Source organism: Angustibacter luteus (genome assembly GCF_039541115.1).
In the GTDB taxonomy this organism is placed as follows: domain Bacteria; phylum Actinomycetota; class Actinomycetes; order Actinomycetales; family Angustibacteraceae; genus Angustibacter; species Angustibacter luteus.
On the sequence record NZ_BAABFP010000007.1, the window covers coordinates 331,106 to 350,794 of the forward strand.

The 19,689-nt window shown below is 68.9% G+C and carries 26 protein-coding genes; 1 reads left to right on the forward strand and 25 read right to left on the reverse strand.

Annotated elements, in window-relative coordinates; all coding sequences use genetic code 11:
* Positions 1 to 2: 2 nt before the first annotated feature.
* Positions 3 to 1,055: a hypothetical protein gene (locus tag ABEB17_RS15575; RefSeq protein WP_345717649.1), complete on the forward strand. Its 1,053-nt coding sequence runs from the start codon at positions 3 to 5 to the stop codon at positions 1,053 to 1,055.
* 3 nt (positions 1,056 to 1,058) lie between these two features.
* Here the strand turns inward: ABEB17_RS15575 and ABEB17_RS15580 are convergent, their stop codons facing one another.
* From ABEB17_RS15580 to ABEB17_RS15700, 25 genes are all read right to left on the reverse strand, one after another.
* The gene (locus ABEB17_RS15580) at positions 1,059 to 1,634 is read right to left on the reverse strand and encodes a hypothetical protein (RefSeq protein WP_345717650.1); all 576 of its coding nucleotides are present in this window, start codon (positions 1,632 to 1,634) and stop codon (positions 1,059 to 1,061) included.
* Positions 1,635 to 2,001: 367 nt separating this feature from the next.
* Positions 2,002 to 2,277, reverse strand: coding sequence for a phage fiber-tail adaptor protein (locus ABEB17_RS15585; RefSeq protein ID WP_345717651.1), 276 nt, complete (start codon positions 2,275 to 2,277; stop codon positions 2,002 to 2,004).
* Between the two features lie 14 nt (positions 2,278 to 2,291).
* Entirely contained in the window at positions 2,292 to 3,647 is a 1,356-nt protein-coding gene (locus ABEB17_RS15590) for a hypothetical protein (RefSeq protein WP_345717652.1), read from the reverse strand.
* A gap of 13 nt (positions 3,648 to 3,660) precedes the next feature.
* The gene (locus ABEB17_RS15595; RefSeq protein WP_345717653.1) at positions 3,661 to 4,650 is read right to left on the reverse strand and encodes a hypothetical protein; all 990 of its coding nucleotides are present in this window, start codon (positions 4,648 to 4,650) and stop codon (positions 3,661 to 3,663) included.
* 21 nt (positions 4,651 to 4,671) lie between these two features.
* Positions 4,672 to 5,109: a hypothetical protein gene (locus ABEB17_RS15600; RefSeq protein ID WP_345717654.1), complete on the reverse strand. Its 438-nt coding sequence runs from the start codon at positions 5,107 to 5,109 to the stop codon at positions 4,672 to 4,674.
* A 57-nt stretch (positions 5,110 to 5,166) separates the two neighbouring features.
* Positions 5,167 to 5,490: a hypothetical protein gene (locus tag ABEB17_RS15605; RefSeq protein ID WP_345717655.1), complete on the reverse strand. Its 324-nt coding sequence runs from the start codon at positions 5,488 to 5,490 to the stop codon at positions 5,167 to 5,169.
* A gap of 3 nt (positions 5,491 to 5,493) precedes the next feature.
* Positions 5,494 to 6,453 (reverse strand): glycoside hydrolase family 25 protein, encoded by a 960-nt coding sequence (locus tag ABEB17_RS15610; protein WP_345717656.1) that lies wholly within the window; start codon positions 6,451 to 6,453, stop codon positions 5,494 to 5,496.
* A 13-nt stretch (positions 6,454 to 6,466) separates the two neighbouring features.
* Positions 6,467 to 6,748, reverse strand: coding sequence for a hypothetical protein (locus ABEB17_RS15615; RefSeq protein WP_345717657.1), 282 nt, complete (start codon positions 6,746 to 6,748; stop codon positions 6,467 to 6,469).
* Complete coding sequence (locus tag ABEB17_RS15620) at positions 6,745 to 7,137, reverse strand: hypothetical protein (RefSeq protein ID WP_345717658.1); 393 nt, start codon at positions 7,135 to 7,137, stop codon at positions 6,745 to 6,747. Before ABEB17_RS15620 ends, ABEB17_RS15615 begins: the two co-directional genes overlap by 4 nt.
* Positions 7,137 to 7,637 carry a hypothetical protein gene (locus ABEB17_RS15625; RefSeq protein WP_345717659.1) on the reverse strand — a complete coding sequence of 167 codons (501 nt, stop codon included), beginning with the start codon at positions 7,635 to 7,637 and terminating at the stop codon, positions 7,137 to 7,139. The genes ABEB17_RS15620 and ABEB17_RS15625 overlap by 1 nt, the downstream gene beginning before the upstream one ends.
* Positions 7,634 to 8,023, reverse strand: a complete 390-nt coding sequence (locus ABEB17_RS15630; protein ID WP_345717660.1) for a hypothetical protein — start codon at positions 8,021 to 8,023, stop codon at positions 7,634 to 7,636. The genes ABEB17_RS15625 and ABEB17_RS15630 overlap by 4 nt, the downstream gene beginning before the upstream one ends.
* 13 nt (positions 8,024 to 8,036) lie before the next feature.
* On the reverse strand, positions 8,037 to 9,899 hold the full coding sequence (locus ABEB17_RS15635) for a LamG-like jellyroll fold domain-containing protein (protein ID WP_345717661.1): 1,863 nt from the start codon (positions 9,897 to 9,899) through the stop codon (positions 8,037 to 8,039).
* Positions 9,896 to 11,506 carry a phage tail tape measure protein gene (locus ABEB17_RS15640; protein ID WP_345717662.1) on the reverse strand — a complete coding sequence of 537 codons (1,611 nt, stop codon included), beginning with the start codon at positions 11,504 to 11,506 and terminating at the stop codon, positions 9,896 to 9,898. Before ABEB17_RS15640 ends, ABEB17_RS15635 begins: the two co-directional genes overlap by 4 nt.
* A gap of 180 nt (positions 11,507 to 11,686) precedes the next feature.
* Positions 11,687 to 12,103, reverse strand: a complete 417-nt coding sequence (locus tag ABEB17_RS15645) for a hypothetical protein (protein ID WP_345717663.1) — start codon at positions 12,101 to 12,103, stop codon at positions 11,687 to 11,689.
* Between the two features lie 15 nt (positions 12,104 to 12,118).
* Entirely contained in the window at positions 12,119 to 12,565 is a 447-nt protein-coding gene (locus tag ABEB17_RS15650) for a hypothetical protein (RefSeq protein WP_345717664.1), read from the reverse strand.
* A gap of 4 nt (positions 12,566 to 12,569) precedes the next feature.
* Positions 12,570 to 13,565, reverse strand: a complete 996-nt coding sequence (locus ABEB17_RS15655) for a phage tail tube protein (RefSeq protein ID WP_345717665.1) — start codon at positions 13,563 to 13,565, stop codon at positions 12,570 to 12,572.
* A gap of 3 nt (positions 13,566 to 13,568) precedes the next feature.
* Positions 13,569 to 13,883, reverse strand: coding sequence for a hypothetical protein (locus ABEB17_RS15660; protein ID WP_345717666.1), 315 nt, complete (start codon positions 13,881 to 13,883; stop codon positions 13,569 to 13,571).
* An 11-nt stretch (positions 13,884 to 13,894) separates the two neighbouring features.
* Positions 13,895 to 14,386, reverse strand: coding sequence for a hypothetical protein (locus ABEB17_RS15665; RefSeq protein ID WP_345717667.1), 492 nt, complete (start codon positions 14,384 to 14,386; stop codon positions 13,895 to 13,897).
* Positions 14,386 to 14,898: a head-tail connector protein gene (locus tag ABEB17_RS15670; protein WP_345717668.1), complete on the reverse strand. Its 513-nt coding sequence runs from the start codon at positions 14,896 to 14,898 to the stop codon at positions 14,386 to 14,388. Before ABEB17_RS15670 ends, ABEB17_RS15665 begins: the two co-directional genes overlap by 1 nt.
* Positions 14,899 to 14,901: 3 nt before the next feature.
* The gene (locus tag ABEB17_RS15675) at positions 14,902 to 15,255 is read right to left on the reverse strand and encodes a hypothetical protein (protein ID WP_345717669.1); all 354 of its coding nucleotides are present in this window, start codon (positions 15,253 to 15,255) and stop codon (positions 14,902 to 14,904) included.
* A gap of 85 nt (positions 15,256 to 15,340) precedes the next feature.
* A complete protein-coding gene (locus ABEB17_RS15680) occupies positions 15,341 to 15,793 on the reverse strand; it encodes a hypothetical protein (protein WP_345717670.1) in 453 nt (150 codons plus the stop codon).
* An 83-nt stretch (positions 15,794 to 15,876) separates the two neighbouring features.
* Entirely contained in the window at positions 15,877 to 17,355 is a 1,479-nt protein-coding gene (locus ABEB17_RS15685) for a phage major capsid protein (RefSeq protein ID WP_345717671.1), read from the reverse strand.
* A 160-nt stretch (positions 17,356 to 17,515) separates the two neighbouring features.
* Complete coding sequence (locus ABEB17_RS15690) at positions 17,516 to 18,307, reverse strand: HK97 family phage prohead protease (protein ID WP_345717672.1); 792 nt, start codon at positions 18,305 to 18,307, stop codon at positions 17,516 to 17,518.
* On the reverse strand, positions 18,304 to 19,503 hold the full coding sequence (locus ABEB17_RS15695; protein WP_345717673.1) for a phage portal protein: 1,200 nt from the start codon (positions 19,501 to 19,503) through the stop codon (positions 18,304 to 18,306). The genes ABEB17_RS15690 and ABEB17_RS15695 overlap by 4 nt, the downstream gene beginning before the upstream one ends.
* Complete coding sequence (locus ABEB17_RS15700; RefSeq protein ID WP_345717674.1) at positions 19,500 to 19,682, reverse strand: hypothetical protein; 183 nt, start codon at positions 19,680 to 19,682, stop codon at positions 19,500 to 19,502. The genes ABEB17_RS15695 and ABEB17_RS15700 overlap by 4 nt, the downstream gene beginning before the upstream one ends.
* Between the last annotated feature and the right edge of the window lie 7 nt (positions 19,683 to 19,689).

Consider the following 19,689-nt stretch of genomic DNA (forward strand, 5'->3'; position numbering starts at 1 on the left):
GCATGTCCGACCAGGTGTACGTCTTAGGCGCGGGGTTCTCCAAGGCGATCGATCACCACATGCCCACGACGCTCGAGCTGGGGGAGACGATCACGGAGAGCCTCCGCCAGACCCAGCATCTGCAGCAGGACTTCTCTCTAGAGCGCTACGACAAGGACTTCGAGCTGTGGCTGTCGTACCTGGCCAACGACCAACCCTGGCTCACGACCGAAGAGCAACTGAAGAACAAGATCCTCCTCGGCAAGGCAACCACGGCCGTTGGCGACGAAGTCCGGCAGCGCGAACTCAACGCGACCTACTGGGCGGAGGACGAGGCCTTCGTGCACGGCGGCTTGTCTCCGAACGCCGACACCCGAGGTGAGTTCACCCGGCTAGGGGCGCACTGGGCCGGCCGCCCAGGGGCGCTCACGGCGTGCACCGTCATCACGTTCAACTACGACACCTTCGCCGAGCGCCTGATCATGATGGGCGGCTACGACAAGGACTGGCACCACCTGTACGTCCCCCCACTCGTGCTGCCAGGCGGGGCTTTTTGGCCGGGTCGATCCTTCCGTCAGGACGACTCGTTCGATTCCCTTCACGCAGCGGTGCTGAAGCTCCACGGATCGCTGAACTGGAAGTCAGCCGGCCCCGATAGGCCAGACCAGAACATCCACCTCACGGGTTCAGCGGCCCCGGATTGGCGGAGCTCGGAAGGCTACCGTGACGGCCTGGAGTTCGCGTGGTCGTACCTGCAGACGCTGATCGTGCCCCCCACCGCCATGAAATCGGCCTACTACGCGATCCCGGCGCTTGCACACCAGTGGACGGCCGCCAGGGAGGCGATCAGGACCGCGACCAAGGTGATCATGCTTGGCTACTCTCTGCCCCCAACCGACCAGGCCGTACACGCGTTCTTCGCGGAGACCCTGCCCGGGCGCGAAGTCGTTTTCGTAAATCGCCGCAAGGACGACGGCCTTCGTCTGGTGGACATCGTCGGCGCGAAGAATGTCAACTTCAAGTACACCGGCACACCCAACCCGATCCCTGACTACATCCGCGCTGAAGTCCCGTGAAGGTCACGGCCAGTCGGTGCCCCGATGAGACCCAGGCTCCGTTGATGGCAGGTCGGAGGAAGCTCCCGGCAGATCAGGGCGCGCGTTCTCGATCTCCTGCTCGATGAGCTGACGAACGCGCTCCTCGTTGACGTCCCCGTGATCCTCGCGGCGCAGCCCGGCCAGGCCGAACAACGTAGTTACTAGCAAGCCAACCAGCGCGATCACTTCCATGCGCGTCCACTTGCCGGAGCCCTGCCTAGCCTTGAGGACCGCGGCCACCTGCGGGTCGATCGCGGCCACGCGCGCCAGCGCCAGGTCGATGTTCTCCTCGGGTTCGGTTCGAACCTGCTCGAGTGCACGTTGCAGCTGCCTGATCTTGGCCAAGGTCCAGCCCGGGGCGTTGAACACCCGAACCAGCTCGTCACCGAGCTCGTCGACCCCGGCTACGTAGGTGCCGTCCAGGATCGGCGCGGCTCTCCCGCAGATGGGGCATCTAGTCGCACTGCCGCGGAATGTCACTTCGGACCCTTGTCCGAGCCCAATGATCTGGGCCTCGAAGATCCCGTGGGTGGGGCAGTGCGCCAGGGGTGATGCCATACCTCGGCACTCTAGGCCGGTCGCTGGGTCGCGTCTGGCGGTTGCCTATCCTAGTCGTATCCCGCGCACATACCGTCCCGTCCTCGCCTTCCACCGCGGCCGCTGGGGTCGTGGGGAGCTTGAGGCCTGGCTGAGAGCGCCAAGCGGCGGATGGACCGCACTCACCCGTGTTCCGACCGGGCCGCCGGCCTCGAGCTCGACTTACGAGTTCCTGGCTGCCAGCGCTGTGCGCGATGCCCGGCCCTGTATCGAGTGTCCGGCGCATCGTTCGCAGGTGGCTCGGACATGACGAAGCGCCCCCGCCCAAGGAACGTGGGCGGGGGCGCTTCGCGTCACGGCGGTCTCGAGGTTACAGCTCGCGGAGGCCTTAACGGTCGTTGACGAGGAACCGGGCCGACCGCTCGAGCTCGCGGCCGAGGTTCGTGCTGACGTGGCAGGTCACCATGTAGCGCTGGCCGCTGACGCCATCAGACACCCAGTACACGACGATCGAGTCCGTGTGGCTCACCGTGTCGACGGTGAGCGAGTCGTCGCTGACCGACACGTCGTGGGTGAGGATGGCCTCCCCGACCGCCAGGATCTGCGACCAATCGAAGGCGTAGTCGTTCTTCTCCTGCGGGTCATGCGTGAACTGGTGCGGCATCGTGGCCGATCCCTTCAGGCGACTCGGTAGACGCGGTCAACGGCTTCGATCGTGGTGGTCCGCGAGCTCGGCGGCGGGCCCTGCGTGCTGCCGGCCACGACGGGCGTGGGGGCGGCCGCGGAGGCTGACACGGGAAGCATCAGGACGGTCGCGCCGACGGCGACGTCGACGCCCGTCGGCGCCTGCGCGATCGCGGTCGCCTTGAAGATCGGGATGGCCACCCCGGTCAAGGTCCCCGGTGGTACCGCGGCGGATGACGCAACCGCTCGCACGGCCACGGCCGTCGCCCCAGTGGACAGCACAGGCGGTACCGCGGCCGCCGAGCTGGTCGCGACGACGGCCACGACGAACGTCGGCAGGATCGTCGGGACAGCCTGTGCGGTCGCCGTCGCAACCACGGCCGTCACGTTCGCCGAGCTGCCCGCCTGGACGGCCGGCCCGATCGCCTGCGCCGCTGCCGTGGCCGCGAGCGCCGCGACGTTGGCGCCGCCCGTGATGACGGGTGCTGCGGCGGCTGCGGCGGTCGTGGCCGCCATCGCGGTGACGGCCCCACCCGTCGTGATGGCGGGTGGGATCGCCTGCGCGGACGCTGTGGCTGGGCCGCCGCCAGAAATCACGACGGTCGCCTGCACGGTCGGGATGGGCGCGTCTGCGGTCGCGGTGGCGGCGACAGCCGCGACCGTGGCGCCCTGGACCGGCGCTCCGAGAGGCGACGTCATGGTGTCGTCGAACTGGTCGTCGTCGAACCAGACGATGTCCGTGCCGGTGGAGTTGAGCTTGCCGCGCCGGTAGCCGGTGATGCTGCCTGTGCCGGCGTTCGCGGTGCCGTTGATCGCGAACGACTCGTCGGCAGTCGTCGACTCGAGGTTGGCGCCCGTGTGGTACGAGCACTTGATGGTGCCGGTCGACGTCGAGGCGCCGGGGATGCAGGTGACGGAGAACCGCCAGAAGGCGTTGCTAGGCGTGGTGCCGGTCGATGTCCAGCGCAGGATGCCGCCGCCGTCGTAGAACTCGAGCTTGTTGTCGGTGCGGCGCACCAGGCGACAGCCAAGCCCGGACGTGACCCGCATTTCGAACAGGTTCGTGCCTGCGGTCACCGGGCTGGTGGGGGTCCGCACGTACTGATCGGAGGTGAGCTGCGCCGCCGACACCGAGACGTCACCGCGGCTGACCGCGCTGTTGCCGGCGCTGCCGTCGAACCTGAACGAGTAGCTGCCACGGTGGGCGTAGGTCGTCGAGAACTTGCACGTGCCCGAGTTGGCGACGACGGGGGCGAAGGCAGTACCGCTGTTGATTCCGACACTGTTGCCGCTGGTGACGGTGGTGCCGTCACCGAGGTTGGTCTCGGAGTCGTTCAACCCATACGTCATGTGGCTGCGCCCTTCACCCGTTGTGGCGGACGTAGATGGGTGACCCGTTGTCGTCGTAGACGTTCTGGTTCGGCGTGCCGTCGCCAGTGTCGAGGGTCTGGTCGGCACGGACGACGATGGTCCACGGGTCGCTGGGGTGGGAGTCTGCGGGCTGGTGTGCGTCGCGGCTGAACCGGTTTCGCCAGGCGCGGCCCAGGTTGGCACCGGCGCCGCCGCCGCCGAAGTTCAGGGGCTGGAAGCCGCCCATGAACCAGTTGTCCTCGAACACGTGGCCGCCGGTGGCACCGAAGGACCCACCCGAGTTGAGCAGGACGCAGGACAGCGACAGGTTTGGCGCCCCGGACGGGGTGGGCGATGCGTCGAGAGCGGGCTGGTGGGTTCCGCGCGACCCGTAGTAGGCCTCGACACTGTTGCCGCGCATGATGAGGCCGGTGCCGCCCTGGATCTGCACGATGTCGTTGTGGGTCTGCCCGTCGGCGTGCGCGTCCGGGGTCCAGTACAGGAGGTCGTGCATCCAGTTCTGGTCGATGACGATGTTCAGCGGCTGGCCGGCCTGGCCCACAGCATTGAACGGGTCGACCGGGTCCACGCAGTCCTGGATGTCGCTCCTGAACAGGGTGAAGTCGTGGCCTCCCACGCCGTTCGTGAAGTCACCCGGGAACTCCGGCAGGATCCGCGTGTATTCGATGCGCAGGTTCTTGACCGCCGCGTTGGTGGCTTGGATGCACCACTCGGAGCCGGTCGAGACCCGGCCCCGAGCGATGCAGTTCCGGATCGTCACGTTCGCCGCTGTCACGCTGATCTTGCCGTGCACGTCGACGTTCTGCAGGATCTGGCCGGGCGTCGACAGGGTGACGTTCTGTGTCAGCGTCGTGAGCGGGATCGATGGGTCCGGGCCGGTCGTCTGGTAGCTCGGCCGATACGAACCCGGGGGCCCGTAATCCCGGTCGGGCTCGATCGTGAACCGGTCCTTGTACTTGGTCCCGGCGACGATGATCGGCACGGCAGCAGCTCCTGGCGGGGCTCAGGCCGCGGTGATGGTGGCGATGCCGGCGGCGTCCAGCGTGATGGTGAACGGACCGCCCGACGACGAGATGTCCGCGCCGAAGTCGACGTAGGCGATCAGGGGCCTGGTCGAGTCGGTCGCCGGGGTCGAGTCGTAGAACACGGCGTAGCGGGCCGTGATCGTCGAGCCCGTCCACGACGGGTCAGCCGCGTCCAAGCTCAGGGTGTTCGACGACGAGTCGTAGTTGACCGTCACGCTGGTCAGGGTCTGGCCGCCGGCGGTGTAGCCGGTGCCGGTGACCTCGTTGGTGACCGCCGACTTGTACTGGTGGGTGTCCTGGTTCGGCGAGTAGGTCGACGTGCACAGCATCACCTTGAGGGTGTCGCTGTCGAGGTCGACCTCCTTGTTCGCCAGGCTCTTGAGGAAGAGCCCGTACATCTTGGCCGAGACAGCCATGATCGTGGTCCTTTCGGTTGTGCTGCAAGGAAGGGTGGTCTGGGTCGTCGTGGGGTGTTACGCGGTCGGGTCGTCCAGGTGCATCAGCGCGGTGGCGGTGGCGATGTCGTCGAGCTCGTCACGGCGGGCCGAGACCTGTGTCGTCGGTACGAGGGGCGTACCGTCGGCGTCGCGGGGGTCGAACACCGGAGTGACGTGCAGGCGGGACCACAGGGCGCCACCGACAGCCACCACCAGGGGCATGGCGAGGACCAGGACGTTGACCAGCTGGTCGGCCTGCGCATCGGAGACGCCGACGCCGAGCAGGGCCAACAGCCCGACCAGGGTTCCGATGGCGCCGGCGATGCTCGAGCGGGTGATGACGACCTGGCGGTTGCGCATGGGTCAGCCCTTCTTCGTGGTGAACGTGATCTCGGCGTCGTCGAAGACGTGCTCGAGGCGGTCGTCGACCGCGGCAGCGACTTGAGCTGCGACGTCGGTCTTGAGCGCCTCGAGCGCCACCTCGATGCGGGCCAGCCTCGACGACTGCGCGGTGAGCAGGTCGCGGCACTGCAGGACCCACTCGCCGAGGTAGTGCAGGAAGACCTTCGCGGTCCAGGTCGGGTTCTTCTTCGTGTCTGTGCGGTCGGGTGCCGCGATCTTGTCCTCGTCCCACGGGCTGGTGGTCACGGTGCCTCCTACGGTCGGCTTCGGCTTGGGGGTCGGTGCCGGCGACTTCGGGCCGGCGGCGAGCTGCGCGGCGGTCAGCGTCGACAGGTTCGCGTCGAACGGCCCACCCGCGAGCGCCGCGGTCCACTGCCAGATGTGCGGGGTCTTCCACCCGGTGGTGTTGCCGGCGAGCTTGGGGCGGTACAGGCGCGGCCAGGGCTTCGGATCGGCCGAGGGGTAGCGCGGGTACCACCAGTAGTCGAAGTGGGCCGCCACGCCCCTGCCGGAGGCGTTGGCGGCGTACCCACCGAGGTAGACGACGGTCGTGCACTGCGGTGCGAGCCGGCGCAGCTCGTCGCCGAATGCTCGCGCCCACGCGTTCGTCCTGGACTGGGAGAGGGCGGAGTCCTCGAGGTCGAGTGCGAGCACGTCGCCCTTGACGGGCCGGACGACGGCAACGAACCGGCGCGCCTGCGCGGCGGCGGACGACTTCTCCGGTCGGGCGAAGTGGTAGGCCATCCGGACCAGCCCGGCGGCCTTCAGGTTGGCCCAGTTCCGCGCGAACTGGCTGTCGACGAACGACGTGCCCTCGGTCGCCTTGCAGGCACCCCAGGTCAGCTGGTGCTTCGCCTTCAGCGAGCGCCAGTCGATGACGCCCTGGTGATGGGAGATGTCAATACCGCGTGATGTAGCCATGTGCAGTTGCTCCTCAGACCTCGATGTCCGACACGTCGATGCCGGACTGCTTCAGCCGGGCCTTGAGCTTGCGCACCTCGTCCTCGAGGTCGGCGATGCGCTGCCGGTCCTCGGCGCGCTCCTTCTCCAGGCGCTCGATGGCGTTCTTGTAGATGCCCTCGGCCCGCAAAAACGCCCCCTGCTCGACTCCGACCTTGGCCACCTCGACGGTCGACTTCCGTGCGACCCGCGCGCCGAGCACCGATGCCAGGACGGTGGCCAAGCCGATGGCGAGGGTGACGATGTTCTGCGTCATGACCGGGACCGTGGCGGGTTGGACATGCCGGAGACGATGAGCGGCGCAGCCGCGATGGCCGAGTACAGGATCCATGTCACCCACCCCTGCGGTGCGGTGTGCAGCCGCCAGGCGAGCAGGTACAGCCCGCCCCACAGCAGCGGCACGAAGGTCAGGAACGAGTAGCCGTAACGGTCACGTGGCTCGCGCATGAACGCCGAGACGATCGCGACGACTCCGGCGACCAACCACGGGACGCCGAGCCAGTGGATCGACAGGTGGTCGGTGATGAACGAGAGCGCGACCGCGCGGCCGGGTGAGGACTGCGCGACGGCGTAGGAGTAGCCGATGCCGGCATAGGCGATGCCGAACGACAGCAGGAACGCGCCGCGGCGCCGGTTGACGCGCATCAGGCGTTCTCGTAGGTGCCATTGACGCTGAGGACGTCGCCGGTGGCCCAGGTGAACGGCGAGGCGGCGCCGATCGCGCGGTCGTTGTTGCCGGCCGTGGTGGCCGGTGCCCAGACGATCGCGTAGGGCCCACTGGACAGCCATGCCGCCCAGGCGCCGTAGTAGCCCGACGCGGACGCGTCGTAGCAGTTCGCCAGCCAGCGCCAGATCCGCGCGACGGGCGTCGTGGGCAGGCTCAGCCGCCACTGACCTGATCCGTAGGTGGTGGTGGATCCCATGGTGACGTCGATGCGGAAGTCGACGCGCTTGCCGACCTGCAGGTAGGCGCCGGCGATCGAGCCGTTGCCGATGACAGGGTTCGCGCCCGCGGTCCACGCGGGGGTGTAGGACGTCCAGCCAGCCTGGATACCGGCGAGCGCGTCCCGGATCTCCGTGTTGTTCATCGCGGCCGTGACGACCTCGCCGGTCACCCAGGTACGCGGCGTGGTGTTGAGGCTCACGAGGGTGCCTCCACTTCGTCGACGGGCCAGTTCTGGGCGTCGAGCTCGAGCTCGGCCAGTGCGGTCTCGATGGCGTCGGCGTCCGGCGGCCAGACGACCGGGCGGAACAAGCCGTCGACGAGGGCGTTGCCGCAGTCGCAGCACAGGAACCGCTGATCCGTGCGGGAGGCCAGCTGCGCGCCACCGCAGGGGCAGTCGACCAGCCAACGGCCGTGGTTGACCCGGACCGACACCGGTGAGTCGACCGCGAGCGCCGTGGAGACGTCCAGCGGCCGCGGCGCGGCCCAGTAGACCAGTGGCGCGCAGGTCGCCTCGGTCTGCGCGGTGGTGAGGATGCCGCGGGCGGCAGCCTGCTGACGGTACGTGCTGGCGTCACCGAAGGGCACTGGCTCTCCTCTGCTAGTAGGCGAGTCGGGTTGTGGACCCCAGGACGCCGAGCACGGCGTCTCCGAGCTTCCAGACGGCTGCGAGCGCCGGGGTGGTGTTGGCCTGCAGGGTGTAGCCGGACAGCGGCGAGAAGGACTCGGTGTACCCCTGGATCTCGACCGTCACCGAGGTAGCCGGCGCCGTCGACGGCAGACCGGAGATGACGACCGACTGCCCCAGGAGCTCGGACTGCCAGAGCGTGTCGGCGAGGGTCTCGTTCGCCAGGAGCTGGGCGGTGAACGTCGAGATCCGCGGGGCCGGCTGGGCGGTGGTGACGCGCATCTGGGAGTAGGCCTCGGCCTGCGCCGGGTCCATCAGGTCCAGGGTCACGTCGTCGTTGTAGAGACCGTTGGCCACGATCGACGCGGCGTCGACGTACCGGTGCTGGTCGCCGTGGCCGTCGGTCGTGGTGAAGTCGTTGACCAGGCCCTTGTAGTCCAGCAGGAACGTCAGGTCCGCCTCGTAGTCGTCGAGGGCCAGGGTGGCGACAGGGACCTGGTTGTAGCGCACGGTGCGCATCTGCAAGGTGAGGACACCGGTCGTCGAGACGAACATCGTCCCCGACTCCAGGGCCGCCGTTGCCTCGAGCAGATCCTCGTAGGTGCGGCCATCACCCTGGACGTCCAGCGCACCCATGCTGACCGTTCCAGGAGCGCCCACCGTGGCGACGAACGCTGACGGGATCCCGGCGATGTCAGCGACGCGGGCCCAGCGGGCAGCTGAGTCGTCGGCCGTGCTGAGACCAGCTAGCACGGTCCGCTTGGCGATCTCGCCGGCAGACAGTGCGGAGGCGTAGAGCGCGACGTGGGCGAGCGTGAAGTCGGTGTACGAGGTGGAGTGCAGGGCGTTGCCCACCTCGTAGATGGGGTCGACCGAGCTGGGCGTTCCGAACGTCATTGACACCGGGGTGCCAGCCACCCCGTCCACGTAGACGGTGACGGTCGCCGCGGGTCCGTTGCAGACGACAGCGATGTGGTGGAGCTTCCCGTCGTTGACGACGGCCGTGTTGGTCGCGGTCCCGCCGGTGCCAGCGTTTGGGAGGAACTGTGCCGTCACCTGGTTCGCGATGCCGTCGTTGGCGCGGATGAACAGGTTGTCCGAGGACCCCAGCGGCGCACCGTAGAAGAGCAGGTTCGCTCCGCCGGCCGCGGCCGTGTAGAAGCACTCGAACGAGAACGACTGGGTGGACGAGAACGCGAAGTACTGCTGGGTGCCGCCCGTGAAGAGGATGCCGTCGGCCAGGCGGCCAGCGGTCAGTCCGTCCGTGGGGACGCCGATCGCATCACCGAAGGTGAGCGCCCCCGCCGGGGACGCGACGAGCGTCATCGCACCGACAGTGTTGGCCGGCGCGGTGGCGGCGCTGTCGTCACCGAGCGTCCAGTAGTTCACCGGGTTCGAGTCCTTGAACGACTTAACGAGCAGGTTGTCGGCGACCTTGCCTCGGCCCAGCCGGTTCAGCCGATCCACCGCGGTCACCGCTGCCGTGGCCAGGCGACCCGTCGGCTCCCATGACGTCGGCCACGAGTCGATGAAGCCGTCGAACCGGGGGCGCCAGGTTCCGACTCCCTTGCGGAAGGAGATGCGGACCCGCTTGCCCAGTACGACGTTCGGGTAGTAGGGGCTCGACGCGTACCCCGGGGTGAACCGGCCGTCGGAGTTGTCCAGCGTGAACGCGGCCGTCGAGGGCTGCACATTCGAGTACTGGTCGCCGCGGCCCCTGGTCACGTCGACCGTCGCCGACGCGACGTCCACGTAGGCCGACACATCCGTCCACGCCGGTGAGGTGTCGTCAGGGTCGGTGGCGAACGCGATCTCCACCTTGACCGACAGCGTCACCTCTGGAACTCCAGCCGGCCCTTGGACTGCTTCAGCTTCATCAGCGACGCCTCGATCGCACGAGCCGCGGCGAGCTCACCGCCAGGCGCGACCTTCACCTCGATGAGCACGTAGGTCGCACCCCCGCTCACAGCTGCACCGCCGCCGCGGCGGGGGCCGGGCACCGACGGCAGGATCGTGCCGTCCTGGTCCGGGACGAACAGCTCCGGCCGGTGCTCACCCACGATGTACGGGACGCCCGCCTGCACCGGGCCGCCGCCGGCCCGGTGGTCTGCCGCGTCGGCCTGGTTCGCCTTGGTGTAGGCCCGGATCGTGATCGTGGGGTCGATGTGGTTCTGCTGCCACCGGATCGCCGCGAGCTTGGCGATCGCCTTGTCGGCCCCCGGGGTCGTGATCCTGACGGCCTTGTAGTCCTTCGTTCCGGCCAGGGCGTGGTTGATCCGGTCGCGCATCTCGTCGAACTTGTCGGCGAACCCGCGGATCTTCTTGCCGATCCCGGGGATCCATCCGAACGCCAGCGCCGCTCCGTGAATGATGACGCCGGCGACGGTTAGCCACAGGTCAGCGACCAGCTTGAAGTACACGCGGATCACGTCGGTCCACAGGAACTTCGCCGCGGCTCCGACGACCTTGAACGCGCCATTCACGATGTTCCGGAAGGTCTCGGACTTCTTGTAGGCGAAGAACAGGCCAGCACCCAGCGCCAGCAGCGCCAGCACGACGACACCGATCGGGTTGGCCCACAGCTCGGCGTTCAGGACCGCCTGGATGGCTGCGTAGGCCTTCGTCACCGCACTGACGGCCCAGAAGGCACCGACCAGCAGGCCGATCACCGTGACGGCGGTCTTGGTCGCCGAGGAGTGGTCCTTGACGAACTTGGCGCCTCGGGCCATCGCCGTCGAGACCTTGGTCAGTGCCGGGAAGAGCTTCTGTCCCAGCTGGATCTGGACGCCGGTGATCGCCGCGTCCCACTTGCGCTTGGCGATCGTGTTCTCCTTGACCGCCGCCGTGTCCTTGTCCGAGAGGGTGTTGCCGAACTGATCGGACTCCTTCCCGAGGGAAGCGATCGCGTCGGAGCCCTTGCTGAGGAACGGGAGGAGACCCACCCCGGCCTTGCCGAAGAGCTTCATCGCGAGCGCGGTCTTCTCGGGCCCGTCCTTCATGCCGGCGAACTTGTCCGAGAGCTGGGGGAGGATCTCGGTCATCGGCTTGAGGTTGCCGCTGCTGTCCCGCGCAGAGATGCCCGCCGACTTCCACGCCTTGTCGTTGCCGGCCAGGTGCTTGTTGAGGATGCCGAGTCCCTTGCCGAGAGCATCCGAGCCAACGCCGGACTGACCGGCCGCATAGCGCCACCGGGAGGCCTCCTCGGTCGTCGACCCGAGGTAGCGCTTCAGGGCCACGGTCTCCTTGGCGACGGCCTGGAACTTGTCGATCGACGTCTTGCCGAACGCGACGGCTGCGCCTGCGCCGGCGGCCAGACCGACCGTGGCCGCGGTGCGCAGGCTGTGGGTGCTCTTCTCCGTGCCCTCGATCGACTTGGAGACGCCCTTGAACGTCTTAGACGCGCGGTCCTTGGCGATGATGTCGAACACGATCGAAGTGGCCATCATCGTCTCCTTCCGTTGCGGCGTCAGCGTTCTCGGCTGCCTGCTTCTCGCGGAGCCGGTCGATTGCCTCGCAGTACTGGACGAGCGCGTCGACGCTCAATCGATCCACGTCGTACTCAGGGACGTGGCAGACGGTCGCGAGGTCCACCAGGTGCGTGCGCCGCAGCTGCTCGAGCGGGGTCAGTCCGTCGCTGCGGCGGCGTCTTTTCCCTCGTCCGCTGCCTCCGCGATGTCGGCGAAGTCCTCGTCGTCCAGGGCGGCGAGAAGCTCGGCGCGGTCCTCGTCGGTCATGTCCGGGTCCTCGGCGGCGAGCCGGCGGATCTCGCGCCGCTCGTCGGCGTCAAAGTTCACGTCGGCCTCGTCCTGGGCGTACTCGACGTCGGTGAACTTCAGCTTCGGGTCGGCACGCTTGAGCAGCACCCAGATGAGCGCACGGAGCGCGAGGGCGCTGCCGCGCAGCAGCTTGTCGGCAAAGTCGGTGCGGTAGTTCCAGCCGGTGACACGCTCGATGGCCTCAGCCTCGGGGGAGAGCAGCTTGCCCGGGTTGAAGCTCCATTCGTGGGCCTCGCCGCCCTCGGGGGTGTACGTGACGATCATGTGTGCAGTGCTCCTTCAGGAGATGTCGCGCCCGATGTCGTTGAGCGCCTTCTGGATGCCGTCCCGCACCTGCGGTGCGGTCTTCTCGAGGGGCCGGGACCACCAGCCCGGGCCGATCTTCTGAGTGACCCACCCGGTCCGCCCGAAGGTCGGGTGCCGGAGCCGGCCACGGTCCATCGCCTTGATGTCGTGGTCGTTGGTCGCCTTCAGCTGAACGCCTGCCGACCTGGAGCTGGTGCGGACGCTGTTGGAGATCCGTGAGCGGGCCACCAGCTGGTTGAGGCCGCCGCGGTGGGGGAGCTCGGCGAGCGCCGAGGCCTTGACCGCGTCCTTCATCGGTTGGGTCGCCTCGCGGATCCCGCGGGTGACCCGCTTACGGAGCTCGCCGTCCCCGACCGCCTTGACCTTCGCGTAGACCTGGTGCAGGTTCTCGGCCTGCACATGCAGCTCGGCGGGTGCCATCGGGTCAGAGGGCGACGTCGACGGACATGTACTCGCAGGTGACCGGCGCGTTGGTCAGGTCGTTCAGGGCGGTGAAGTTGAACGACGGCGACACGACGTCCGGCCCCTCGAGGGTCGGGGTGTCCGTGTCTAGGTAGACGGCCGGCAGCTTGATCCGGAACGTCTCGTAGTAGGTGCTGGCGATGTTCGCGCCGACGAACTCCCAGATCAGCGAGAACGGAGTGTCGGCAGCGAAGCGGTCGGCGAAGTCGGTGCGGTTGACGAAGTCGGTCTCGATCGTCCCGGTCAGGTCGACCAGGTCGTTCTGGATCGGCTCCTTCTTCAGGCCTGCGTTGCCGGCGTACACGCGGTCGGTCTTCTGGGGCCGGGTCATCTTGAACGACACCTTGCTGACCCCGTCGACCGCGGCCTCGGAACCGAACGCGCCGATCTTCAGCGTGGAGTGCTTGAAGTTGAACGCCTTCAGCCCCGTCGGGTACGAGGGGGCGGCGAGGGTCTGGGAGTCCACGACGTCCTGGCAGTCCAGCGTGAGCGCCGCCGTCAGGTACTCGCCGCGGCCGCAGGAGAACTCGGCGTCGGTGATCTTTGTGCCGACGCCGGTCGACGGGTAGACCGTGCCCGACGTCATCGGCACACCGGCCTGCGCGGAGAAGAACCGGCCGGCGTTGTCAACGAGCAGGTGCGTCTGCAAGTACGCGGTGGTCGCGGCCTGCTGCACCGGCGTCACGACGCCGCCGAAGATGTGCTTCAGCAGCAGCCCCATCGACTTCTGCACGACCTCGAGCGTGACCGTTCCCTCACCGTTGGTGTCAGTCACGGAACGACCACCGGCGGCCCGCACGAGCCGCCCGGCGGCCAGGCCCGAGCGCTGCACGACGGTCTTGTTCCGCTTCAGCGGTGCACTGTTCGCCTCGTAGAAGCGGGCCGGCGCCACGTAGGTGCCGTAGACCGTCTCGTCGGAGATGCCGAAGCTGCCACCGATGCCGCTGCCAACTGCCATTGCTCAGCCCTCCTGAGGGGTGAAGAGGTCGCGGATCTGGTCACGGCCGAGGTCCTCGAGCTCGTCCTCAGCCGCCTGGCCGGTGCCGACGACCCAGGCGACCCAGGCCTCGCGGGTGTCGCCGCCACGGGGACGCCGCAGGCCGCGGTTGTCGTGCTCGGTCTGGGCCGCCTCGTCCGCGGGCTCCCAAACGCCCTCCTGCTGCGTGTAGGACCACACGTCGCGCTCGTCGAGCTCGAGGACCTCACCTGCCGGGACGACGCGGTCCTCCCAGGGGACGTCGAGGTCCTGGCCGGACACGTTTCGGATCTGAGCCACGATCACTCCTGTCAGAGGTCGGCTTGGTAGCCGACGGTGAAGATGAACTTCGCGAGCGCGCCCGCTTCGTCCTGGACGGTGAGGAGCTGGGTGTTGCCGCCGCAGTCGACCCACGCGACCTCGTTGATCCCCAGGTCGAAGGGGCGGCGTCCGGGCCGGACGATGCGCTGCACGGCCTGGTACATCCCGAGCGCCTCGTCACGGGCCTGCTTCAGGTCGTTGTTGCCGTTCCACGCGAGCGCCACACAGGTGATCTCGCCGACCTCGCGGCGAGTGCCGCTGATGTGCACCCAGGACTGGTCGGACTGCCCGGTCGTCGCCTCGTCGCCGGCGTCTGCGTCGGTCACCCCGATGAAGAGGTAGTTGCCCGGGTTCTCGGAGGGGACCGCACCGTCGGTCACGGTGACGCTCTCGAGGGAGCCTCCGGTGACGTTCTCGACCTGGCAGGCCGCCACGAGTGCGTCGATCACGGCGCACATGGCCGTTGTGTCCAGGCTGCTCATCAGGCGAACCCGGTGCCGCGGTAGGGCTCGATGAGAGTCTCGACGAAGTTCGGGAGGAAGTACGGCGAGACGACCTGGCTGGGCGTGCTACCGGGCTTGCGCTGGCTCGAGGAGTAGACGTGCCGCAGCAGCTCCTTCACGGCGAGCATCAGGTCGTCGGGCAGCGTGGTGTACCCAGCCTGGTAGACGACGATGTAGCGGTCCGCGTACAGCGGCAGCGAGCTGTAGTTCGTGACCTGGCCGGTCTCGGGGTCGATGTCGAAACCGGCCAGGTCCATGGCGACCGCGCCCGGCAGTACCGGCGTAACCGAGGTCAGGGAGATAACCGGGGGCGGCAGGAAAAGGCTTGAGCCGCCGGCGACCCGCTTGGTCTTCGTGGTGGGCTCGAGGGGGCCGGTCCAGTGCGCGATCGCCTTCTCGCACGCGTCGATCAACTGCTGCAGCTCGGCGTCCGAGAGCGTGATCGTGACGTTCAGGTGCTCCTTGGCGTCGGCGAGCAAGAGGGCGGACACGTGTCAGGCCGTCTGCTGCTGCGGCCCGGTCGGGGTCGCGGTCTCCGCCGGACCCGGGGCCGCCGTCGTCTCGTCCGGACGGCTGGGGGTGCCGGTCGAGCGGGAGCGGCCGCGGCGCTTGGCGGGCTTGTCGTCCTCACCCTCGCGTGCGGCCCAGTCAGCGAGCAGCGCGTAGCCGCGGCCGCGGGCCGCACCAGCGGCCGCGGCGTCCTTGCGGAACTGCTCCTCGAGCTCGGCCCAGCTCTGGTCACGCTGCTCACGCAGCTGCCGGTAGTTGTCCTTCACGTCGTCGTCGATCAGGTCGCCGCGACGGTCGGGTACCGCCTGAACGTCGGGCTTGGTGGCGGTCTTGCTCATCTCGGTTCTCCTTCGTGCAGATCGGTGGTCACCCCGCTCGCCGCACTTCAGGTGCGGCGAGCGGGGGAGACCAGGTGGAGGTGCGTCAGCTGCCGCTCGAACTGCCGGCGTCGATCGGGGCGGGCCCCGGGTTGGGGATCGACCCGGTGGACGGGCTGACCTGCTCGGTCCCCTCGGCGTCGTAACGCTCCTTCAGCGCCTTCTGGACGTCGGGGTCGCCGGCGAAGCCGCCGACGGACGCCAGCGGGTCACGGCGCACGGACTCGATCGCCCGGGACTTGGCCTCGGACGCGGCGTCCGTGGTGCCGTCGCCGGGGTCGCGGCCCTTGGCCCACTCGGCCAGGTGGTTGTAGCCCGCCTGCGGGTCCTTCTTGTGCTGCTCGAGCCACTGCTTGCGCAGCTCGGCCAGCTCCTGCTTGGGGGTGTTGCCGGTGACCGACGCGCGGTCGCGGGCGATCTGGTCGTAGTTCTCGCGCGTGGCCTCGGGGACGAAGTGCTCCGGGGGCAGCGCGTCCACGGTGGTCTCGGACTCGGACACGATGTTGCCTTCCTGCTCGACGATCTGGCGGGTGCCCGGCGCCGGGTGGTGGACCCGGCGCCGGGTGGGATGAGCCGGTCGGCTCAGAAGGTCGGCGCGATCTGGCCCCAGCCGGCGGTGCCGTCCAGACCGCCGGTCTTGCCGAAGGCCGTCGGGTAGCGGCCGGCGGTGAAGGCCGCGTAGCCGTACACGACGAGCTTGACCGTCAGCTGGTTGCCGAGGGTCTGCTCGAAGCGCAGCTGGCGCGGCATGCCGTCGCCGTCCTCCCAGAGCAGGGCCTGGGCGGTGTCCGCGACGATCACGGCGTCCTCGTTCAGGGTGCCGAGGTTCGTCGGGACGTTGGCGTCGGTGACGACCGGCAGGCCGGCGAACGAGCCGACGACCTGGTAGCCGTCGCGGGCGGTCAGGTTCTGGCCATCGCCGCCGTAGGTGCCCGGCTGCGCGTTCACGCCCATGGCGTTGAACGGGGCGGTGACCGGCACCAGCGGACGGTTCTGGCCGTCGACCTGTGCGGACAGCCAGCCCCAGCGGCGCGGGTGCATGATCTGCAGCTTCGGGCTGATGCCGACGCCGACGCTGGCGACCGCGGTGATCTGGCCGTTGATCTTCGTGTTGAAGCTCACCGGCGTGATGGCCGCGCCGTAGGCGGTGGCCGCGTTGATGCCCGCGGTCTGCAGGATGCCCAGCATCTGGTTGCTGGCGCCCGAGCCGTTGATGACCTGGCGGTCCAGCTCGGCCTGGTAGGCGCCGGCGAGGTCGAGGTACACGATCTCGTCGATGCCGGGGGCACCGCGCTCCAGCGCCTGCCGGGAGACGTCCTGCTGGCCGCCGATGGTGACGACCGGGACGGTCAGGTTCGCCCACACCTCGTCCGTGTTCTGCAGGGCCGAGTTCTCCGTGGCCTGCGAGGCCGCGGCCGCGCCGGTGGTGCCGCGCGGCACCAGGATCGACATGCCCTGCTCGGGGAGGTCGAGGTGCTGCACGGCGTTGGCCACCGGGCGACCGGCGCGGATGACCAGGGCTGCCTGGTCGATGAGGTACTGCGGCACCACCAGACCGGCGAGGCCGCTGGTCGCCACGGCGCGCTCGGACACCTCGCCCTCGCGCTCGACCTCGACCATGTGCCGCTGCAGCCGCTGCTGGGCGGCCATGTCCTGCAGGTTCATAGCCCGGTAGGAGTCGACGAAGAACGAGGTCTCGCCGCGAGCCGACTTGCGCTGGCTGTAGGTACGCTCCTCGCTGGTGGTCACCGGAGCCCGGTCGCCGGTGTTGCCGTTGGCGCGGGCCAGGTCGCCGGCGAGGCGCTGGGCGGCCTCGTCGGAGCGCTTCTCGGCCTCGAGCTCGGTGATCCGCGTCTGCGAGGCGGCGATGTCCTCGTCGATCTTGCGGATCTCGTCCTGCGCACTGCGGATCTTCGTGGCCTCGTCGTCGGACGGGTCACGGTTGTCCTCCTTGGAGCAGGCCTCGCGGACCGCCTGAACGGCCTTCTGGTGCTCCGCGCGCTGGTCCAGCTTCGCCTTCATGGCGGCCCGGATCTGCGCGATCAGCTGCTCGATCGTCATGGTGACGATCTCCCTTCTGTGGGGTAGTTGATCTGGGACTGGTGGTGCTCGCCCTTCCGGCGACAGGCGGTGACTCCCAGGCGGGCAGAGCGCGCGCGAGGTCCCTACGCGAGGCGTCGGGGCAGACCCGGCCGGACGGCCGGGACGTGTGGTTGTGCGCTCAGACGAGCGCTGGGGGAAGGACGGTGCCGCGGTCGATGTCGCATAGCTCGGCGAACGTCATCCCGGCGGAACGGGTGATGCCACCGCGGCGGGAGCGCTCGAGGTCGAGGCGCCGCTCGAGGTCGCGCAGGTCGGACTCGGTGAGCTCTTCGAGCTTCGGCAGCTGCTGGCCGCGCAGACCCGACCCGGCGGTGTAGGGGTTGGCGCCGTAGCCGACGATCGCGACGTCGCCGCGGTGGATGTCGTAGCCCTCGATGTGGTACTCGGTCCAGTCGCTCGACCAGCTGCCATCGGTGATGACGAACCGGAACGACATCTCGTCCACCAGGCCGCTGCGCAGCTTGGGGGCGATGTACGCGACGTCGGCGTCGCCGGCGTCCAGCGACGGCGCATCGGCGAGCAGACCCTGCTCGTCCTCGCTGAGGGTCAGCGTGCCGTTCGTGGTCCGGGCGATCCGGCGCAGCGAGTCGTGCGCCAAGACCAGCGGCACGTCGAGCTCGGGGTTGGCCAGCGACCGCGCGCCGGCCCCCGAGGTCACCTGCTCGGTGTACGGGCCGAAGAAGTCCCACATCTCGTAGCCGCGGTCGTACACCGACGCGTAGCCGGTGAAGTGCAGCGCGCCGTCCTCGGTAGTCGACTCACGCAGCTCCATCCGGTCCGCGCGCACGCGCACCAGAGCCGGGCCCGGCTGCTCGCCGGCGCGACGCTCACGCGGGCGGTCGCTGGACTGACGGATGCCGTCGGCTCGCGCCTCCGCGGCCGCTTCGAGGATCCGGTCGAGTGCACTCATGACGACGAACTCCCTTGTGCTGGCTGAGCCGCGGTCGGCGGCGGGGTGCGGCCGAACAGCTCGGCGAGGGTGTCGATCTGGTCCTGGGTGAGTGGCGGTCGGTTGTCCAGCGCGCGCCACTCGTCCGGGGTCAGTGCCCGGTTGGTCACCTTGAGGCCGAGCACCTGAGCCTGCGTGTACGGGTCCATCCGGAGCAGCGCGTCGGTGTTCAGCTTCACGAACCGCGGCTGGGAGGTCAGCGTCGACAGCGTGTCCTCGCGGCGCTTGACCGCAGGCCCGATCGAGGTGACCAGCAGGCTGACCATGCGCTGGCCGATGTTCGCGTAGGTGACGGACGAGCCGGAGGTGCCGGCGTCGATCATGTCCGCGGGGGTGTCCATGAACCGGCAGACGTCGGCGACCGAGAACCGCTGCGTCTCGAGGAACGATGTGGCCGAGGCATCGGCGCCGATCATGTCGTACTCCCAGTCCTTGCCGAAGACCAGGACGCCGCCGCCGGTGGTCGTCGCCTCGTGCTGGGACTTGACCGCGAGCGCCTGCTCGGTGGTCAGGACGCGGGCGGTGTTCTTCATCTTCGCCGCCGGCTTTCCGCCGCCGTCGAACCACTGCATCGCGAACTCCTGCGCGGACAGGTACTGGCCGATCGTGTAGGCGGCGTAGGCCAGCGGCGACAGCCCGATCGGGAGGCCGGCGACGACGTACTGGCGCTCGTGCCAGATGTCGAGCGCGGAGTACTCCTTGTTGCCGACCCGGTAGCGGACCTCGCCGGTCTTGCGGATCAGCACCTTGACGCCCGAGGACTCGAAGAGGTCGATGCGGCTGGGCAGGCCGAGGCCATCGCGCTCGATGACCAGGCCGAAGGTGTTGCCGCAGCCGTCGAGTTCCATCTGGGTGGCGTACAGCCACTCGGAGATCGTGGCGCGCTGGCCGCCGATGTGCAGGGCGCCCGGCCGGGTGAGCACCTGCGGCTTGTTGGGGATCTCGACCTGGATGCCGTCGACCATGCGGAACTGGTCGATCGGCAGCGAGCTGACGAGGTTGGCGCGCAGCCGACGGCACGCCCACACCGCCGAGTGGCGCATCGCGTCGGCCTGACTGGCGCCGCGGGGCCCGCTGCGGCTGCCGAAGCGCCGGGGCATGCCGGCGGCGTCGCTGAGCGCGTCCAGGTTGGCGACGCGCTGACGAAACAGGGTCACAGGTCGACCTCGTCACGGACGCGTGCCGGCGGGTTGCCGTGCACCTCGGCCGCGATGATCAGGGCGACGCCCCAGACGGCGAGTGCGGCTGCCGGCATCCAGGTGAGGGCGGCGAACAGCGACAGCAGGGCCACGCCGATCAGCTCGATGGTGGTCGTCACGACCTCACGCAGGTCCATGCGGTGC

Coding starts and splice junctions, on each gene's coding strand:
- ABEB17_RS15585 (WP_345717651.1), bottom strand. CDS start 2,277: ATGCCGCACCAGTTCACGCATGACCCGCAGGAGAAGAACGACTACGCC.
- ABEB17_RS15675 (WP_345717669.1), bottom strand. CDS start 15,255: ATGAGCAAGACCGCCACCAAGCCCGACGTTCAGGCGGTACCCGACCGT.
- ABEB17_RS15650 (WP_345717664.1), bottom strand. CDS start 12,565: ATGGCACCCGCCGAGCTGCATGTGCAGGCCGAGAACCTGCACCAGGTC.
- ABEB17_RS15610 (WP_345717656.1), bottom strand. CDS start 6,453: ATGGCTACATCACGCGGTATTGACATCTCCCATCACCAGGGCGTCATC.
- ABEB17_RS15690 (WP_345717672.1), bottom strand. CDS start 18,307: ATGAGTGCACTCGACCGGATCCTCGAAGCGGCCGCGGAGGCGCGAGCC.
- ABEB17_RS15615 (WP_345717657.1), bottom strand. CDS start 6,748: ATGACGCAGAACATCGTCACCCTCGCCATCGGCTTGGCCACCGTCCTG.
- ABEB17_RS15605 (WP_345717655.1), bottom strand. CDS start 5,490: ATGCGCAACCGCCAGGTCGTCATCACCCGCTCGAGCATCGCCGGCGCC.
- ABEB17_RS15580 (WP_345717650.1), bottom strand. CDS start 1,634: ATGGCATCACCCCTGGCGCACTGCCCCACCCACGGGATCTTCGAGGCC.
- ABEB17_RS15645 (WP_345717663.1), bottom strand. CDS start 12,103: ATGATCGTCACGTACACCCCCGAGGGCGGCGAGGCCCACGAATGGAGC.
- ABEB17_RS15665 (WP_345717667.1), bottom strand. CDS start 14,386: ATGAGCAGCCTGGACACAACGGCCATGTGCGCCGTGATCGACGCACTC.
- ABEB17_RS15700 (WP_345717674.1), bottom strand. CDS start 19,682: ATGGACCTGCGTGAGGTCGTGACGACCACCATCGAGCTGATCGGCGTG.
- ABEB17_RS15655 (WP_345717665.1), bottom strand. CDS start 13,565: ATGGCAGTTGGCAGCGGCATCGGTGGCAGCTTCGGCATCTCCGACGAG.
- ABEB17_RS15640 (WP_345717662.1), bottom strand. CDS start 11,506: ATGGCCACTTCGATCGTGTTCGACATCATCGCCAAGGACCGCGCGTCT.
- ABEB17_RS15590 (WP_345717652.1), bottom strand. CDS start 3,647: ATGACGTATGGGTTGAACGACTCCGAGACCAACCTCGGTGACGGCACC.
- ABEB17_RS15685 (WP_345717671.1), bottom strand. CDS start 17,355: ATGACGATCGAGCAGCTGATCGCGCAGATCCGGGCCGCCATGAAGGCG.
- ABEB17_RS15600 (WP_345717654.1), bottom strand. CDS start 5,109: ATGGCTGTCTCGGCCAAGATGTACGGGCTCTTCCTCAAGAGCCTGGCG.
- ABEB17_RS15620 (WP_345717658.1), bottom strand. CDS start 7,137: ATGCGCGTCAACCGGCGCCGCGGCGCGTTCCTGCTGTCGTTCGGCATC.
- ABEB17_RS15575 (WP_345717649.1), top strand. CDS start 3: ATGTCCGACCAGGTGTACGTCTTAGGCGCGGGGTTCTCCAAGGCGATC.